We start from the raw sequence: 18368 nt of genomic DNA on the forward strand, positions 1-18368 counted from the left end.
AGGCGTTGCTGAATCAAGGTATGAACCGCGAAAGCCGCCCACCTTCGGGAAGCAAGCTACACCCTCACTCTCACCCAAAGGTAGAGAGGACAAGACTTCTACCTCCCTTCTCCTTGGGGAGAAGCGATCATCTTGAAAGTCAAGCCGAGGATGCAGGTTGAGCAGAAACCTGTGAACTAGATTGGTTTGGTTCTCGTCCGTCTGTGCCATTTTTGAGCATGGCATTGAGGATGGTGAGCAGCTTATGCATACAGGCGACTAACGCCACCTTGACGGGTTTACCTCGTTTCTGTAACTGATTGTAAAAGGCTTGGATGACCTGGTTATGGCGCACTGCCACTAAAGTTGCCCTGTACAACATCTGGCGTACCGCTGCGCGCCCCCCAAAGATGGTGCGTCTGCCTTGCTTCTGCCCACTGTCGCGATTGAGCGGTGCCACACCCACAAGCGTACTGATTTTTGGTGTGGACAGCGTTCCGAGTTCTGGCAACAGTGCCAGCATTGTGGCGGCGACAATTTTGCCGACTCCAGGCACGGTTTTGAGCTGTCGCTGTTTGGTTTGCCAGGTTTGGCACTGGCTAATTTGCGACTCGAGTGGCTCGTCGAGTTGCTTAATGCGCTCTCTGAGCCAATCGATATGAGCTTGGACATCGGCTTGAGCGGTTCCTCGTAACCCAGCGTCACGATTCTGTTCAAGCCGTGCGGATCTCGACTAACTGGCGGCGACGGGTGACTAAATCTTGCAGTTCTGCCTGTTGCTCACTCGCTAAAGCCCGCACTTCCGGTTTCATCGCTTCCCCAAACCATGCCAAAATTGCAGCATCGACGCGGTCGGTTTTTGCCAGTTGATTGGCTGCCTTGGCAAAGTTGCGAGCTTGGCTGGCGTTGATCACCACCACTCGATACCCCCACTGAAACAAACTTAATGCCGCTTGGCGTTCGTACCCATCGGTGGCTTCTCAAACAACGCGCCCAACTTGTTCGGGCAAACTCAGTTGATGCACCAACTCAGTGATGCCACTGGCGCGGTTGCGCACCCGAAAGCTTTGGTTCTGGGGGCGCAGGTGGACATTGAGCCAACGCTTACACACATCAATCCCAATCCCATTCTCGACACCCGGCATTGGTTCACTCCTTCATTTGAGGCTAGAGGTGGTCGTTCACTCAACCTTGCGTCATTCGGGATCGATGCCCCAACCGTTGGGCTTTGCCCTGCCGTAGGCTTAGATTCGAGTTTGACCGTTGGAATCGAGAGATGACCCTAGCTTCTCCACGATGTCTTGCCTCCAAGGGCTGGCGGTCTACCTCTCTGGTTCTTAAGATACAAGGGCTGGGGATGAGAGCAAAAGATCTGTAGCCTTTGCAATTTGATTTGGTATCAGATCTATCATGCTTGAGCGCTTTAACCAACCCTGTGTTTGTGCGTCTTAAAATGAGAAGTAAGAGTAGTAGTGATGCGCGTCATAAGCAATCTAACTCATTGACATAGCGCAATTTTGAGCTTTCTTTGTTTTTTGTTCGCTGAAAATGATTATCTCTAAGGCAAAACAACTCCTCAAGATTGGTGAAGTGGCAGCCAGCAGTGGTCTGCCTGTGAAGACTATTCGCTACTACGAAGAGATTGGGCTACTGATTCCCACCGTTGAGCGATCGCAGACGGGCTATCGACTGTTTCATGAAAAAGTCTTGAATCGACTGGCGTTTATCAAACGGGCGCAGTCACTTGGGTTGGCGCTCAACGAAGTCAAAGATATCTTGACTGTGCATGATCAGGGTGAATTGCCCTGCTGTGAGGTAAAGCAGCACCTTCAAGATAAAGTGGCGATCGTTAGCCAGCAGATTCAGGCATTAGAGACCCTCCGGGCAGAGTTAACGGGTATTCTCTCCGGTTGGCAAGAGCACCCACCATCACACCTGATCGAGCAAACGATTTGTCCGAATATTCAGTGAGGGGTGAGGAGTAAGGAGTGAAAGGTTGTCAATTAATTCTGACTTCTGACTGCCGTCGTCTAACGCTCCGTAAAGCCTATCTTTTAGTAACCAAAAACTAGTAACCAAAAACCAAAAACTCTTCTGCCGCTCCAATCGCTTTCGCAATTTGATACCCTAACTTAAATAGACTTGGGAACAACGGTGGACATTCAAATTGGCAGGGGCAAAACCGCCCGTCGAGCATACGGCATTGATGAGATTGCGCTTGTTCCTGGACAGCGGACTCTCGACCCAAAATTGGCGGATACACGTTGGCAACTTGGCGGCATTGAACGTGAGATTCCCATTATTGCCAGCGCGATGGATGGCGTTGTAGACGTTGGCATGGCTGTGCGGTTGTCAGAGCTAGGAGCACTCGGCGTACTTAATCTCGAAGGTATTCAAACGCGCTATGCCGATCCAAACCCGGTGCTCGATCGCATTGCCTCGGTTGGCAAAAGCGAATTCGTGACGCTGATGCAAGAGCTTTATGCAGAGCCAGTTAAACCAGAATTGATTGAGCAACGCATTCAAGAGATCAAGCAGCAGGGCGGCATTGCAGCTGTAAGCGCCACACCGATCGCTGCTACAAAGTACGGCACAGCAGTGGCTAAAGCTGGAGCCGATTTGTTTTTTATTCAGGCAACAGTCGTTTCTACAGCACATCTATCGCCTGCATCGATCGCACCACTGGATCTGGCTAACTTTTGCCAGGAAATGCCAATCCCTGTGATTTTAGGCAACTGCGTTACCTATGAAGTCGCGCTCAATCTGATGAAAGCGGGTGCGGCTGGTATTCTCGTTGGTATTGGTCCAGGTGCTGCCTGCACATCACGAGGCGTGTTAGGAGTGGGTATCCCCCAGGCGACTGCGATCGCAGACTGCGCTGCTGCCCGCGATGACTACCACCAGGAAACAGGCAATTATGTCCCCGTGATTGCGGACGGTGGCTTAATAACAGGTGGTGACATCTGTAAATGCATAGCCTGTGGTGCCGATGGCGTGATGATCGGCTCCCCGTTTGCCAGGGCTAAAGAAGCGCCCGGGCGCGGTTATCACTGGGGTATGGCGACACCCAGCCCAGTCTTGCCACGTGGTACCCGGATTCGTGTTGATACCACTGGCACCTTAGAGCAAATCCTCCGAGGACCCGCACAGCTAGACGACGGTACGCATAATCTTCTCGGTGCCTTGCAAACAAGCATGGGAACTCTAGGCGCGAAGAACCTCAAAGAGATGCAGCAAGTTGAAGTAGTTATCGCACCGTCTTTGCTCACTGAAGGTAAGGTCTATCAGAAAGCACAACAGTTAGGGATGGGCAAGTAGATTTCCGCTTCATTGGCGTTCAGCTTGAGTGCGTTGAGGTTAAAAAGCATTCCTCTCGTACTGGAGGAGCAAATTCTTAAGACTTTGCTCCTTAGAATGGCTGGAAAAAAATAAAGCGTCGTCTACAATAAAGGGAGCGGAGACGCAAGTTTCCGTTCACTCCTCACACCACATTCCGCCTGAACGTTTGTTCGGGCGGTTCCTTTTTAGGGCAGTTTTGAAGTTGCGGTGCTATCAGGGCGGACGTTGGCGCGGTGCGGCAAGTGCGGACGACTCTTGTGAAGAGGGCAACCGAGGCTAGTGTTTGACGATCGTCTCTAGCCCACAAACCTAGCCCACATTAGGTCTTTAGCGGTTCCTAATCCAGTGAAGCACAGTCGCAAGAGGCAGAAGGCAGAGGGCAGAGGGCAGAAGTTAAAGAGCACGGTGGCTTTTCTTCTGCCTTAAAACCTCAGCTCTCGTACCGACTTTAATGGGAACCGCTATCTAAACATCAAAAATTATGTCTAAATACAGGAACGTTTGTATTTAAGGTGTCGATTGTCGCTATGGTAGAATTCTGTGAAACGATATAGGCAAGGGTTCTAAGCATGTCAGCAGCCGCACAAGTTACGGATTCCACCTTTAAACAAGATGTTCTTGAAAGCGAGGTTCCAGTTTTAGTAGATTTTTGGGCTCCCTGGTGTGGTCCTTGCCGAATGGTGGCACCGATCGTGGACGAGATTGCCGCGCAGTATGATGGCAAGATTAAGGTGGTCAAGCTAAACACCGATGAAAATCCCAGTGTTGCCAGTCAATACGGCATCCGCAGCATCCCAACGCTGATGATCTTCAAGGGTGGGCAACGAGTTGATATGGTAGTCGGTGCGGTGCCAAAAACGACTTTATCAAGCACCTTAGAAAAGTATCTCTAGCTTTAGATTGCTTTGGGCTGCCCATTCAGGCTACACACGCAAGCACTAAGTTGTCTTGGCTGGTTGACCATTGTTAGTTGCTTAAGGGTTACGCAATGCTTGCTGCAACTTGAGTCTCTAGCTGCGATCGAGCCGCCACGATTGTGTGCTGAGCACTGATGGTCTCGACGATCGCACATATTAGAAAATTCTCAGCAAACGCCTCAGAAGATGGTTTTCTGGGGCGTTTTTCAGTTTATTTGCTGAACGAGGGCAACTCTGATCTCGATAAAATAGAATGCTAGCTGCTGGAGGAATGCATGGCTTCATCTCCCTCGTCAAACGCATCTGAATCGCTTCATGAAGACGTGCTTCATTTGCTCGATCGCCTACCGCACATAAAACACGGAGAACTCATCCAGCTTGCATTGGCAACCATCGTGAGGATGTCAGAGAGCGATATCGACCGTCTAGATTGGAAGATTTGCAATGCGTCACTTCAGGATATGGAGCGCGCCTTTAAGACGTTCTACCCCTACCGACATGTGCGAAAGGTCGCCATCTTCGGCTCTGCCCGCATTGCGTCTGATACGCCAGAATACGCTTTAGCAGTAGAATTTGCTCGCCGTGTGACCCAACAAGGGTTCATGGTGATTACAGGCGCAGGTGGTGGCATCATGCAGGCAGGCAACGAGGGCGCAGGGCGCGAGAAGTCCTTTGGTCTGAACATTCAGCTACCGTTCGAGCAGGGCGCAAATCCGTTCATTGAAGGCGATCGCAAGCTCGTGCCGTTTAAATACTTCTTCACCCGCAAACTCTTTTTCTTGCGCGAAAGCGATGCGCTGGCTCTGTTCCCTGGCGGCTTTGGCACTCAAGATGAAGCGTTTGAGTGCATCACACTCAGCCAAACGGGAAAATCATCGCCGATGCCACTCGTGCTGATCGACAAACCGGGCGGCAACTACTGGCACGACTGGAACGACTACATCCACAAACAACTGCTCAAGCGCGGCTTAATCAGTCAAGATGACCCCAGTCTTTATACCATTACTGATCAACTGGACGTGGCGTGTGAGGCGATCGCCAGCTTCTATCGTGTTTTCCATTCGTGTCGCTACGTGGGCAATCGGCTCGTCATGCGCCTGAACTCAGAGTTAGCCGATGAGGACGTTGAGCAGTTGAACGAAACCTTTAGCGAAATTCTGGTTAAAGGACGGATCGAAAAGAGCCAACCCTTACCTCACGATCCTCAAGATGCTGACGGACTCTCTCACCTGAACCTGTACTTTAACCAGCGCGACTTAGGACGCTTATATCAACTCATTGCTGCAATTAATCAATGCGGTATACCAACAGACGAGCACATCCATCCAGAACGGAAATAATGTGGTTAAAACTGCCACAGCGATGAAAAAAGTTGGTTATTCTAGGGGCTAGTGAACAGTAGATTATGAAGCTCTGCTATGCTTTCGCAAATTGTGCGTCCGATGGTTCAAACCCAGATCCGCCTGCTGGCAAATAGTCGTGCCACACGCCCCACCATGGTTTCTACGGTAGCGCATTGGCTCGGCTTTTTAGGTGTCCGTGCTCAGGTAACTCACCTGGATGCGGGTGCTGGTAAAATCCACATCTCAATTTCTGTGGACAAGCCCGAAGCGTGCGATGCTCGTGACTGGCAGCAGATCCTCCGCAACCTGAATGTTGCTGAAACGGAGGCGGATGCTGTCGTCACTAACCCTGCGGAGTTTACACCGCAGCAGAAAGGCAAGATGCAGCGACTCCTGGCATACCTGATTCAGGTTGGCAACCCCGACAAGCCCGTCAACTGGGAACAACTCCAGCCTCAGCTACAGTCCTTGGGGCTACACGAAGAAACAATGCTTGGCATTCGATCGGCGCTAAAGGTGCCGCAGTCACTAGATGATTTACTGGATGGTCTGGATTCGGATGTTGCTGCCGTTGCTTTGCCCAAAGCGGTGAGTATTGCCATGCTCGATCGCACAGTCAATGTCTCTGAGGATCAGGCATTGATGTCGTTGCTGAAAGCGATGAAGCATCAGTGAAGGGTGAGCAGTCAGCAGGAGGGGGCAAGGGAAGCAGAGGGGGCAAGGGAAGCGGAGGAAGCAAGGGATGAGAAGAGTAATGAGAACTCAAAACTCTCAAGCTGGTCGGCGCGTACACAAAGTGGCTCCTGTAGAGCTAGCGCTACTCAAAACTAATTCTCTTCCTCTGCGTGAACAAACTCTAAGTGATAGCGATAGAGGGCAGCGGGACGATCGCCTGCTTTAAAGTACTGTGGGTCTTGAGGCGATAGGTAGATGGCTGTTACTTGATCCGCTTCGATCGTCGGTCTTGTGGCGATCGACTTGACCGGGAGTCGTCGATAGGCTGTGGTCGTTTCGACCTGGTTTAGATAAGGGTTTGGCACACCACGAAACACTTGTTGGAATAATTCGGTCGTCAGAAAGCGATCGAGATCGGGCGTTTCGACTGCACGCGCGGTGATCACCGAGATCAACTGTCGCCCACCTTGCAGCAGCGTCATCTGGCGATTGGGCGATCGGGGATCAACATTGACAGCAAGCACACTGTCACCCAGATACGCTTTTGCCAAATTAAAACCATTGAAGGCGCGATCAGATACGACTGGATCTTTAATCAACCCCTTAAATGGCAGTAGTGACAGCAGTTCGTGATGCGTCGGCAACGCGCTAGAAGGGACAAAGCGAACCTTACACGCGATCGACTGATTCAGATACTGCTGGTTGCTATCAAAGCCGGGTGTAATGACATCGGGTGCCAGCGGTGCAGCCAGTTCTACTAACGTACTGGTCATTGTCCAGGTGCCTGCCAGCCAGTCGGGATACTCTAGATCTCCGTCAGCGGGTTGTGTCGCGGGCTTGTTATCCCATTTTGGGAAGGCGGCAAGGCGATCGGCAAGTAACCCTGCATGAGCAGTACTCATGGACAAGAGCCAGCAAAGCGTCACGCAACTAATCACTCGCAAGAAAACCTGGAATAAAGAAGCACTGCCTTTGAGTCGTTTCCAGCGTTGAATCATGCTGTCTGCCAATGCCATCGCCCTCAATCGTACCAAGGGAACGGAGGGTTTACCGAAAACTCACGCTTCTAACCTGCTATCTCAGCTTGGTTGTTAAAGCATACGAACGTTTGAGTTAGCGGTCAGTGCTACGGGTGCTGGGCTTTGACTCCTAAGAGCTTGCTAAAAATAACTGCACACTTTTGGATTAGCGATCAGCTTTTCGCTGACGGCTGACGGCTACAGACCACGCTGTTACTTCTGTACAACTCCTAATCGCGTGATCGCCGCACCAACGTGCAATCGACGATCAAGTTGAGTCTGTTTTAACTTGCCATTGAGTATCAGCGTTTGGAGGCTGTCAATCAAAGTCTTGATACGTTAGTCTGACAGTTGGAATGCAGTTGCCGATCGTCACTATTCACCGACAGTGCTTCTTCTCTGGGGATGGTTTACGTGTCTCTCAAGTACGGTTGCCCTGTCGCGCTAGACTCTTGCCTCAAATGCACCTGAGATTTTCCCAAGATCTTGAAGCCTTGCTAACCCTTCTGGCAGAAAAACCGCTGACGCTGGGCGATATTTTGACCGAAACCTCGGAACGGGGCTTTAGTCTCGTCATTGGGTTGCTGGCATTGCCCTTTTTACTGCCGATGCCACCTGGCTTTGCGGGTCCCTTGGGGCTAGGCTGCCTCATTTTAGGCGCACAAATGGCGATCGGGCGGCGATCGCCCTGGCTACCCAAGCGCATTGCTCAATTTCAATTTCCCAACTGGCTCGTGCTGAGCCTGCTGAAGCTGCTCCGGCGTGTGACAGGCTTGCTAGAGAAGCTTGCCCGACCTCGATTACGGCGGCTGGCTGAGAGTCATCATATCTGGCAGCTCAACGGCATTTGCATTGCCTGGTTAGCGTTTTTGCTGATGCTGCCCATTCCCTTTACCAACCCCATTCCCACTGCTGGAATCTTGCTGCTGGCGGTTGCGACGCTGGAAGTGGACGGGTTGTTAATGTGTATTGCTTACGGTCTGACGATCGTCATCACACTGGCAGTAGCGGGAATTGGTTATGCGCTCTGGCAATCACCAGGCTTTTTTCAAAATTTGTTGGGTTAATCGAGGAAGCGATCGCCCCCAGAAACCGGGTTTCTTTGAGTCTTTGAGTGCCATCACACTCGATTGTCGATTCGTCTCAGAAACGGTTTCAAAACCACACGATCGCCTTGTGCAAATTTAATCACGGATGAGTGAGCAACGAAGCCATCAGCCTTTCACGACGTTCGTCAGTCAAACAGTCTACTAACCTGTTCAACTGACCACTGATTTAGCGCGTGTGGGCACGTTGGGTGAGTGGAGCACCAGTGCACCATCGCGGGTGAGCCGAAACCGCCGTCCGCGCCACACAATCGTGTTGCCTGTGAAGCCATAACACCATAGCGCGAAACTCATGCAGTCTCGTAAAGGCACCAGCCACAGCAGTTGCTTGGCAACCGGGTCTTGCAGGTGTTTCACGCCAATCAACCATGCCATCGTCAAACGGCTCACCCAGGTCACACCAAACACTGCCCAGCCCAGCAGCGATCCTCCCGTTGCCAGCAGAAAGAGGAGGCTGTTCACCGTCCCATGGGTAAACAGCAATCCGACATAGCCCCAGGGTCGAGACACGCGGATGCAAACCATCCAGCGGAGCTGACGCTGTAATGCACCCATGACGGTGCTCGTCGCCATCACATGCTCAATAACGTGATGGGAAAGAGCAATTTTGTAGCCAGCTTGAGCGGGTAGGTGACCCAGTTGAAAGTCATCGGCGAGATAGTTGGCGATCGCCTCAAAACCACCGATCGCCTCCAGCACCGATCGCCGGATCACGATCGTCTGCCCCATCGCAAATTTTGTCCCTTCTAAGCGATCGCTCACCAATACGCCTGGAAGAAACTCGGTTGCCGAACTGAGCGCTTCTACCTTCGTTAGCCAGCCGTCTGTCAACGAGCGATAAAGACACGTCACCACACCCACAGCGCCATCACTCAACGGTTGAACAACGTGCTGCAAATAGTCTGGTTCAACATGCACATCACTATCGGCAAGCAGCAAGATGTCATATTTCGCTTTAGCAAAGGCATTGGCGAGGTTACTAATTTTGCGGTTTGCACCAATGGTGCGATCGTCAATCACTAATTGCAGATCAAGGGCTGGGAAATCATGAATGAGTTGCCTGATGACGGTGATACTGGAATCGTGCCAATCCTGCACGCTAAAGATTACTTGATAGGTTGGATACGCCTGATGACAAAAGGACGCAAGGTTAGCATAGGCATACGGTTCAAGCCCACACACAGGCTTCAGAATGCTAATCGGTGGATGAAAGTTGGGGTCAACCAGCCGCTTTTGGGCAAAGAAGGTATGAGCGGCATAAAGGGCGTAGCCATAATAGCCAACGGCGGTCAAACATAAGCAGAACAACGGCACCAGCAGGTACGGCACCGTTTCAATACGTATGGTTGGCAGCGCAGCTAAAAGGATCGAAAGAGCATGTAAAGGTTCCATGTCAAGTGCAAAAGGTTTTAAATTGTTTTTGTTAATTAACTGCTGCTCAGATCTGATTGGCTGCTAGCAATGATGCTGGATTTGCAGCATCACTATGAGTCGCCAAAATCAAAAGCGCCAACATTAAAAGCTTAAGGAGATTAGCCTAAATTTTTATTAAGATCAAGGTCTCTCAATTAGTAGCCAGACTACCTTACCTGGTTGACTGACAAAACTCTTGAAACCCTTATCCTGCCGTAGGTTGGGTTAGCGTTAGCGTAACCCAACGAAACCGTTACTGGTGTTGGGTTACGCTCCGCTCAACACCAACCTACATCAGAACTTTTGTCAGTCAATCAGCTACCTTACACGCACCAGAGCTGAGCGAGACAAACGCTACACCGACACCAATTAATCCAGTCTCTGCCAAAGGATACCGTCAATAGTGGTGCACGTAGCTGTAGACAACCTAGGGCGCGTCATCAATTTAGCTCCGAAACCTTACGGTATCAGCATTGTCGCGCCCGTCCCAACACACCAGGCTAGGGGCTGGAACCCTGGTTGCAAGTCATGTGTAGTCGTAATTGATGACAGCCCCTAGCGATCGAGGTTCTGAGGCTTTTACCGCTCTTTCTCTTCTGGACAACCGCCACCACAGAACTTCTGCGGCTAACGAACTATAGCGCTGAAGCATCATCAGCCAGAAGAGAGGCATCACAAACCGCTTCACTTTACAATCATTATCCCAACGGTAGAGATTTAAAGGTTTGGTGAAGGGTACTATAGAATACTGTTTTTCGTTCTGTAGTGCATACTACCTTTCACTAAATTATTCATGCCAATTTTTGGACTTGTGTGGGTTGCCTCTTGGGTAAACTGCTTTTTTTCATCCAGTCAAGATCTTCTACGCCCTCCTGCTTATTTAGCGAACGGCTTACCAATCCAGGTGGTTTCCAGCCTTGCTGGCTCCCAAGATCATGTCTTTTTTGATAGTCACGATCGCTTGAATCTATCGCTCTCTGTAGCGCCAACACAATCAGTCGGTTCGATTCAATCAGCTTCAGCCCTTTCGCTGCTGCCTGCCGATGCGCCATTGCCAGCGCCAGGTTTCTTAAGCGCTTTTAGAAATCTGTTTTCAGGTTTTCAGAAACTAACCGCAAGCAACAGTGCACCTCGCGTTGTGGTGGCTCAGGTTGACCCGAAGCAAGTGACTGCATCAAGCCTGAATTCTGCCAACCCGTCAGGATTAGGCTTTGGTCAGTGCCTGCCGATCGCCCAGCCTCATCCGTCTTCAGCTAGTGGCTCGACAGGCAAAGTATGGCACACATCCAGCCTCTTTCAAGTCAAAGTTAAGAACCACATTGTTGGTGCAGCGCCCAAGCGTCGGGAGGCGATGCAGTTAGCTCACCGCCTTGAGCAAGCCCTGAACGCTGCCGAACCTCGTCATCTCAATCAGCTTCAACCGGGTATTGTGAATGGAGTTCCAGTCGGGAAGCTGGGCGATCGCGTTTTGTTTACCGTTGACCCACAGGTGGCAGCTCAGTGGAACTGTACCCCTGAGCGTCTAGCTGTTCAGTGGATCAATGATTTACGAATCGCTGTAGCACAAGCCCCGCTATCGCTTGCCGATGCTCAAGCAAAAATGTATAGGTTGCAAGCCACCGGGCAATACATTGAGGGCTTAGCATCCTGGTACGGACCCTATTTTCATGGACGGCAAACCGCAACAGGGGAAACGTTCAACCAAAACGACTTGACGGCAGCACATCCTTCGCTTCCCTTTGACACTTACTTGAGAGTGACCAATCTGGAGAATGGCAAAGCGGTGATCGTACGGGTCAACGATCGGGGTCCCTATTTTGAGAACCGAACGCTCGATTTGTCACGCGAAGCAGCGCGTTGCCTGGGCAGTGAAACGTCAGGAGTTGTAACGGTAGAAGCCGAGATTATGCAGCCTGAGTCGCCTGCCGTAGCCCGTCAGACGATCGCTCGACGGCTATAACATCACACCAACGGGCAGAATAATGTGGCGATTAGCATCGACGATCAACTGTCCTTCGCCCCGGAGTTGCCCCAGCAACCGAGTGACCGTGACTCGCGTAGTGCCGATCGCGCTGGCTAAGTGCTGATGCGTGAGGCGAATGCTAATGCGAGTGCCTTCAGCGACTGGTTGACCCACCTCCATTTGTAGGAGGAGCAACAACTGACGCAGCCGATCCTCAACCCGGCGATAGCCTGCCATTGCCAGCATTGCTTCGGTTTGACGGAGCCGACGCACCGTATGACGACCAACCTCCTGCGCCAGAGTAGGGGATTGGTCAATTTCTGCGATCGTCAGCCCCATTAAGTCAACATCTGATAGAGCAGTTGCTTGATAGGGATAAATCAACGTTAGCGGTAACCCAAAAGGCATGGAAGGACCAGCTAGACCTAACAGCGCTTCATCGCCGCTTTGGTAGAGAGTACTCAGTTGCACAACCCCACGGCAGACTACCCAAACCACCTGCGGGTTCATCGGAATGGTTTGTCCAGCCCGAAACGAACTGAGATCCCGCCCCTGATAGAGTTCTTCCAGAAATTGACGTAGATCAGGCTGGGTAACGTCTCTAGAGGCGTAGGACTGCAGCATAGAGCTTGTATATGTGATGGAGATTACCATAAGCCTAGAACCTCTATTTCAAGGGAAGTTAATTAAAAGGTTGGCTCCAGGTTAAGTTTTGGTGAGAGTTGACGGTGTTGAGCCATAAGCGTTTAGCGGTCAGCGGTCAGCGGTCAGCAGCAAAAATGAATCTGTAGGGCGATTTTATAGTAATTCTGTAGGGTGCGTATAGCCGTTCCGGCATTCAAGAAAAGTGCAACGTCACGCACCCATCGATCAGCGTTTGGTGCGTGACGGCGTTGCCTTTAGCGAAGCCATGCCGCAGGCTTTACACACCTACTTTATTAAATCCACGATCCTGAGGCTCATCTCTAAACGCAATCAAACAAAACGGTTGTCATGTAGTGATTTGCCCAGTCGTTACCAAAGGCTTTTTCGAGTACGCGGCGGGTTTTGTCGTTTTGCTGCTGTTTGGTGCAGTAGTAACGCTGCCCTGCCAGAATGTCGTCCTGTTGCTCTGGGGTTGATGGTGTTGTGATCGCCTGCAAACAATGAATTTTCAACATCGCCGTGACGCGATCGATGAACTGGGCTTCTTCTTGAGCGCTACCAGGACGAATGAAGAGGCAAAACTCAGAAAAAATATCGCCCCACGGTGGCAGTTCGCGCGGCTGCGAAAAATGGCTGGCGGGTAGCACGTTCAAATCGTGTTGATAGGCACTGGGCAAACGGCGATCGGGGCTAGTGGGCGAAAGGTCAGCGATCGCAGCGCTAATCTGTCCCCGTCCGCCGACTAAATCAGTCCCAAACATGGGTAGCGCATAGTCCGATCGCGGAAACATGACGCAGTGCAAAATATCGAGGTTCGCGCCCACTTTCGCCAATTCTAGATGCAGTTTACGAAACTGGGGTGTTTGATAGCAGCGGTTTTCGATCGTTAGCTTCTCGCCTTCCAGCCGTCCTTCGACGTAGCCCAATTCTGCTGGCAGCGGATAGGGCGATAGATCCAGGTGTTGCCGCCAGACCGTTTCAATGCCGTCAGCGAGTTGACCAAGCGCAGGATGCAGTTGGGAGCGAAGGGAAAGAGATGAGGAAAGCATAAAAAAAGGAAAATAAAAGCTTGCAATGCGTCAAGAGTAGAGCGTTGATAGCCACTCGCTCTATCACAATCCTATGGCAGTTGTGTACTCTAGCGCAGATCGCAGCCAGCCGTACGGCTTGACAGGCTAGAGTCAGCAGTGCTTTAAACGGCTTAATTAACTCAAAACAAAGCCTTTTCAGCGATCAGCTCCTGACCTACTGTTTACCCCCGATCGCCCAACGCCATTTCGCAAACGATGTTTTACGCAGCCACGCAGCAAGCACTCCCGCAATAATCAGCAGTGAAACGATCGTCGCCAAAATAAACAACGGCTCACGGCGTGGAATGGTAGCAGCCGTCGGCAGATTCGGTTCAGCAACAAGCTGGATCGGTGGATACGAACCGAAGATGTCGCCTTTATCTACCTGTAGCCCCGCCAACGTGGACGAAAAAACGGCTTGAGCGATTTGTACGTCTCGGTTGAGTGCTTCTAGCGTAGAGCTACGCTGCGATAAAACGCTGAGTCGTAGTTCCAGTTGCGCCATCTGGCGATCGAGTTCCTGCACACGTGCCGTCAAGCCTCGCTGCTCGACTTCGTTGGTCACGATATCCTTGAAGAGACTTTCGCGTGGGTTGCTGGCTTGAGTGTTACTGCCTGTGTTGAGACGGGCGATCGTGGCTAAATCAGTTGGATGCCCTAGAAGCTGCTGCCCACGGCTTTGGAGGGCACTTTCGGTCGTTGCTTGTCGGGTCGTTGCCTGCAACACGATCGGGTGATTGGGACCAAACTTAGACGACACATCCGCTAATTTAGCCGTTGCCTCGCTGTAACCGCGCAAATATTCTTGAAACAGAGGGTCGGCACGCAGCGCAAACGCTTCCGTTGCTAGTTGGGAAGAGAGCTTCAGATTGCCCGATAGCTGCTGTGTTCGCACGGTGGCATCGCGCTGCTGAGCGATCGCTTCTACCCGTTGCCGCCGGAGCGCCTCAATATTGTTGGCAAGCTGATCAATCTGCTCGTTAGAAGCCAGACCAGAGCGAACTTTGTAATCGGAAAGGCGAAGCTGAGCCGTTTCCAGCTTCTTACGCACGACACCCAGCGAGGTTTCAAAGCCTGTATCCACATCGGCTGACTGCTGCAACCGCAATTGGGTCAAGCGCTCCTGGAAGGCTTCATACAATGCCTGTGCCTTTTTCTGCGCTTCTTCAGGCGTTGATCCAGCAATGCCAAAATTCATCAAAGCGGTGCCTTTCAACCCTTCTACTGAAGGCACACCAAACTGCGAGGTCGTCATGCCGAGCTTAGCCGCTGCCGATCGACGCACCTCATCAGTGGCTGCAATCAGCTTATAGCTGGCTTTCACACCTTCACGAGACGGATCGATCGGTACATCTGGCTGCTCGGTTTTGATGGTCGGTTCGGGTGGAGTCCCCTTTGGGCGACTAATCTGTTCTGGCAGAATAATCGAGTAGAGGCTCGTGTACAGGCGTGGCGAATCTTTGAGCAAGTAAAGTGCTAAACCCCATACGGCAGCATTGAGCGCTGCCGCTAGAGCCAGATACCGCAGTCCGCGTCCCCGGTCTGCTGTTGATAACGATGCAGACTGGGAAAGTTGAGGAAACTCATTCATCCCGAAACAACCTGTTGATTAAGAAGAACGGACTGGCAATATCGGTGATCAGGCGGAAGATGCTGGCGAGATTCGTCACCTTTGAATCGTAGCAAACTACCCCATCTTGCGGCATCAGGAACGGATTTTCAGCATCGTTGTCAGATTGTTTGAGCAAGCGCTCGACTGGGCGTTCTACCGCTGTGGTTTTGCCCGTCAGGCGATCGGTTTGCACCAGCACCGCACGCCGTCTAGCATTCGTGCGCTGAGTACCACCCGCACATCCTGCCGCAATCACTGCCTGAGAGAAGCGAGTACCGTACGCGAACGTGACAATCTGCCCACCTTTGCTGATGTTGGGCGCATTTGGAGCCGTCTGGTTAGACAAAAACACAGTAACATCCGTCGGCGTAAGCTGAGATGGACGCACCAGTGCGTTTTGGCTGTAGGACAACGCTGGCACCGTAACCTGATCGCCTGCAATCAGCGGGACATCCGGCACCGCTTTACCCGTGAGTACACCAGACAGGTCGAATGTTTTTTCTTGCTTGCCACGAAGCAGACGAATGTGTTGTAGATCGGCAGCAGGCTTTAAGCCACCAGCACTACGAATAGCAGTACTCAGGTAGCGATCGGGCGGGTAGCTGCCAGTCACTACGTCTGCTGTGAGCGATGGTTGTCCACTGGGCACCGATCGAGTCTCTGTTACCACATTAATCAACACGCGTCCTGGACGAAACGTTTCTCCTGCAACCGTCACCTGCACAGGTGCCCAGGACACCACATTGACACTCAACTCCAGTGACTCTGGGCGAAAAAAGCCCTTGCTAACTAACGCTTCCGCTATCTTTTTCTGCACCTCAGCCACTTCTAAACCAACCGCAGGCTGTGGTTCCAGAAACGGGATTTGCAATGTTCCATCAAGGTTCACTTCATACAGTCCGCTCAACCGAAAGCGGCTATCGGGCGGCAATTCGTCATCCATCGGTGTAAGCACTCGCACCCGATCGCCCGGAGACAGCGGCAGCGCATAGCCAGGAGCGGTCACAGTCGCGATCGCAACTGCCGTCAAAATGGAAATAGTCGATCGGTAAACGTGCATTGAGTTAAGAGATGGGGAATGGGCGATGAGGGGATGGGGCGATGAGGGGATGGGGCGATGAGGGGATGGGGCGATGAGTTTCGACTAACCACTAACAACCAATAGCTAACAACTCCCTTCTAACGTTTGCCTTCTACCTTCTGCCTCCTGCCTTCTCTAACAACTAATCACGAACAACCAAAAACTAAATATTGATACTGTTCGGAATTCGTGACGGCAGCAAATACGGGTACTCTACTCCGCTATCGGCAAGTCGCTGTTGATTTCGAGCGTTAATTTTAAGTTCGATCGCAGCTAAATCAGCCTGGAACTGTGCCAGTGTTTGGCGATCGCCTGCATCCACAAACTGCATCAACTCCGAACTGCCCAGCACACCCCAGCGAATGCCGCTCAGCGCGAATGCCAGCTCCATTTGGGCTAAGTCCTGGTCGGCGGCTGGTAGCAGTTGCCGGAAAGAGGTAGCGGTATCGGGGCGATCGTAGAGCGCCAGCGGTGCATTGGGTGCATAGCCAACATAGTCAAACTGGCTAAAGTTAACTGCCGCGTGCTGTGGTCCACAGGTAAAAATCACTTGAGTCGCAATGTCGATGAGCTGCTGCAAGCCAGTCACTGAACCCACTTGAGAGTCTGCCCCGATCGCGGGTGGGAAATCGGGCACACGCGGGTAGGTTGGCAGTGGATCAGGGTTGAGCCTGGTTTGCTGGAGCCATTCTGATGGTAGCCAGGTGGGGGCTTGCGGAAACTCAGTTGACGGGCGAGAGTCCAATGGAGCACCCAATTCGGCAGCCCAGGCTTGCAAGTAAGGGTCTTGCTGGACTGCTTGATCGTCTGGGTAGTAGCGTTGCAGATAGCGGGTAACATAGCGCGCGATCGCCTCCCAGAGCAACAACGCATCGTCACGGTAGGGAAACTCTGGCAGCACATCGGATGTAATGCCGCGCTGAGTAATGACAGTGGGTAGCGCGTAGTCCTGGAACGATCGCTCTCGATAGGCTTGATTGATCAGCCCCAGCGAGGCAGCACGAGTGGGAGCCATCAGCTTATCGATCGCCGCCCCTTCACCCAACAGAATCGTATTACCGCGCGTGTTAATTGCCAGCAAGAAGCGAAAATGAGGGCGTAGCAGGCGATACACCGGATGCGTCTTGGGGAGTTGGCGGGGGGTAGCGATCGCAAATGCCTCCATTGCCAGGTGTGTGTCGCATAGATGCACAATCAGTTCGTGATAGGTGACATCTGCCGTCTGCACAAATAGCTTTGCCTGCATCCAGCGATCAGTATCTATTTGCGTTGGCGTTGCCAGTCGCCCTGGTTCTACCTGAATCAGCACTGGCTCCAGTCCCGTTGCTGCACGGTAAAAGAGCGCGATCGGGCTTCCTACATAGCGACCGCTTTGCAAATCAGCCGAGGTAAGCTGCTCCAAAAGGGGGTAAGCCGCTACGAAAAGACGGTTTTCTGCGGCTGCCTGAACCAGATCAACTGAGTCGCCATTTGCGTTTACCTGATCTGCCCACGTTTGTAATAACGCTTGATCTGCCTGTTGAAATTGTCGCAGCGCCATCGGATTCTGCCCTGCCAATCGCTGACGCGCAAACTCACGATCGCTTAGCCCATTGTGGCGCTCATGAATGGGGCTGACTACAGGGTGAGTGCGCCCCAAATCTTCCAGTACTTGATAGAAACGCGATCGGCGAACGTCGGTATTGGTATGTAACTTAGCCGTCGTTTTCGCTGCCAGCAGCACGGCTGTCATTGCCCGTCGTTCTTGCACAAACTCAGTATCAAACTGCTCGTTGGGCGGCAAATTGACATTAAACCAACCAGATTGCAGGATTTTGAAATCGACCAGCAGTGTTGCAACCTGTGCCCAACCCTGATCAAGTGTTTGGCTCATCTGCTCCAATTCGCGGAGCAGCAAACTCCAGGGTTCCGATATCTGCCCCTGAGCCAGCAAATTGTGACGACGTTGGCTCAACACATAGCGCAAAACCCCATCTTCGCCAGCATGGGGAAAAAGACGAGCCGGACCACGCTCACCAAGCGCGGTGGGATCGTAGCGGTAGTGCCCCTGCTGCTCGGTAGGAGAAACATGGAATCCCATAAGCTGCTCCGATAGTAGACGACTCGTTGAGACAAACGCGATCACGACGCATCATAGCAAGTAGACAGGTCCAGAGGCGTATATGAGTACATAAATGGGGAGTGGGGAGTCGGGAGTCGGGAGTGG

General features: G+C 52.0%; 14 protein-coding genes and 1 pseudogene. 7 read left to right on the forward strand and 8 right to left on the reverse strand.

The window, feature by feature from the left end; translation table 11 throughout:
* Positions 1-139: 139 nt before the first annotated feature.
* Positions 140-1124 (reverse strand): annotated as a pseudogene (locus tag AC5JO6_RS16145) (IS110 family RNA-guided transposase).
* Positions 1125-1527: 403 nt separating this feature from the next.
* On the opposite strand from AC5JO6_RS16145, the gene AC5JO6_RS16150 reads away from it, so the two are divergent.
* The 5 genes from AC5JO6_RS16150 (at position 1528) to AC5JO6_RS16170 (ending at position 6253) form a co-directional block, all read left to right on the forward strand.
* Positions 1528-1950, forward strand: coding sequence for a heavy metal-responsive transcriptional regulator (locus tag AC5JO6_RS16150; protein ID WP_496082091.1), 423 nt, complete (start codon positions 1528-1530; stop codon positions 1948-1950).
* Between the two features lie 183 nt (positions 1951-2133).
* Positions 2134-3297, forward strand: a complete 1164-nt coding sequence (locus tag AC5JO6_RS16155; protein ID WP_496082092.1) for a GuaB3 family IMP dehydrogenase-related protein — start codon at positions 2134-2136, stop codon at positions 3295-3297.
* A gap of 590 nt (positions 3298-3887) precedes the next feature.
* Positions 3888-4211, forward strand: a complete 324-nt coding sequence (gene trxA / locus AC5JO6_RS16160; RefSeq protein ID WP_496082093.1) for a thioredoxin — start codon at positions 3888-3890, stop codon at positions 4209-4211.
* 299 nt (positions 4212-4510) lie between these two features.
* Positions 4511-5575, forward strand: coding sequence for an LOG family protein (locus tag AC5JO6_RS16165; RefSeq protein WP_496082094.1), 1065 nt, complete (start codon positions 4511-4513; stop codon positions 5573-5575).
* Between the two features lie 78 nt (positions 5576-5653).
* The gene (locus AC5JO6_RS16170) at positions 5654-6253 is read left to right on the forward strand and encodes a hypothetical protein (RefSeq protein ID WP_496082095.1); all 600 of its coding nucleotides are present in this window, start codon (positions 5654-5656) and stop codon (positions 6251-6253) included.
* 152 nt (positions 6254-6405) lie between these two features.
* Here the strand turns inward: AC5JO6_RS16170 and AC5JO6_RS16175 are convergent, their stop codons facing one another.
* Entirely contained in the window at positions 6406-7155 is a 750-nt protein-coding gene (locus AC5JO6_RS16175) for a DUF6816 family protein (protein ID WP_496082120.1), read from the reverse strand.
* 578 nt (positions 7156-7733) lie between these two features.
* Here AC5JO6_RS16175 and AC5JO6_RS16180 point away from each other — a divergent pair.
* The gene (locus tag AC5JO6_RS16180) at positions 7734-8339 is read left to right on the forward strand and encodes an exopolysaccharide biosynthesis protein (RefSeq protein ID WP_496082121.1); all 606 of its coding nucleotides are present in this window, start codon (positions 7734-7736) and stop codon (positions 8337-8339) included.
* Positions 8340-8531: 192 nt separating this feature from the next.
* Here AC5JO6_RS16180 and hpnI read toward each other — a convergent pair whose 3' ends face one another.
* Entirely contained in the window at positions 8532-9770 is a 1239-nt protein-coding gene (gene hpnI / locus AC5JO6_RS16185) for a bacteriohopanetetrol glucosamine biosynthesis glycosyltransferase HpnI (protein ID WP_496082096.1), read from the reverse strand.
* An 814-nt stretch (positions 9771-10584) separates the two neighbouring features.
* Between hpnI and AC5JO6_RS16190 the strand changes: the two genes are divergently transcribed.
* The gene (locus tag AC5JO6_RS16190; RefSeq protein ID WP_496082097.1) at positions 10585-11751 is read left to right on the forward strand and encodes a septal ring lytic transglycosylase RlpA family protein; all 1167 of its coding nucleotides are present in this window, start codon (positions 10585-10587) and stop codon (positions 11749-11751) included.
* Here the strand turns inward: AC5JO6_RS16190 and AC5JO6_RS16195 are convergent.
* From AC5JO6_RS16195 to AC5JO6_RS16215, 5 genes are all read right to left on the reverse strand, one after another.
* Positions 11746-12378, reverse strand: coding sequence for a Crp/Fnr family transcriptional regulator (locus AC5JO6_RS16195; protein ID WP_496082098.1), 633 nt, complete (start codon positions 12376-12378; stop codon positions 11746-11748). The genes AC5JO6_RS16190 and AC5JO6_RS16195 overlap by 6 nt on opposite strands.
* A gap of 341 nt (positions 12379-12719) precedes the next feature.
* Complete coding sequence (locus AC5JO6_RS16200) at positions 12720-13448, reverse strand: phycocyanobilin:ferredoxin oxidoreductase (protein WP_496082099.1); 729 nt, start codon at positions 13446-13448, stop codon at positions 12720-12722.
* Positions 13449-13644: 196 nt separating this feature from the next.
* The gene (locus AC5JO6_RS16205; RefSeq protein ID WP_496082100.1) at positions 13645-15060 is read right to left on the reverse strand and encodes a GumC family protein; all 1416 of its coding nucleotides are present in this window, start codon (positions 15058-15060) and stop codon (positions 13645-13647) included.
* On the reverse strand, positions 15053-16141 hold the full coding sequence (locus AC5JO6_RS16210; RefSeq protein ID WP_496082101.1) for a polysaccharide biosynthesis/export family protein: 1089 nt from the start codon (positions 16139-16141) through the stop codon (positions 15053-15055). Before AC5JO6_RS16210 ends, AC5JO6_RS16205 begins: the two co-directional genes overlap by 8 nt.
* Positions 16142-16325: 184 nt before the next feature.
* Positions 16326-18242, reverse strand: a complete 1917-nt coding sequence (locus AC5JO6_RS16215; protein WP_496082102.1) for a lipoxygenase family protein — start codon at positions 18240-18242, stop codon at positions 16326-16328.
* Positions 18243-18368: the final 126 nt, after the last annotated feature.

The organism is Tildeniella sp., from assembly GCF_059505325.1.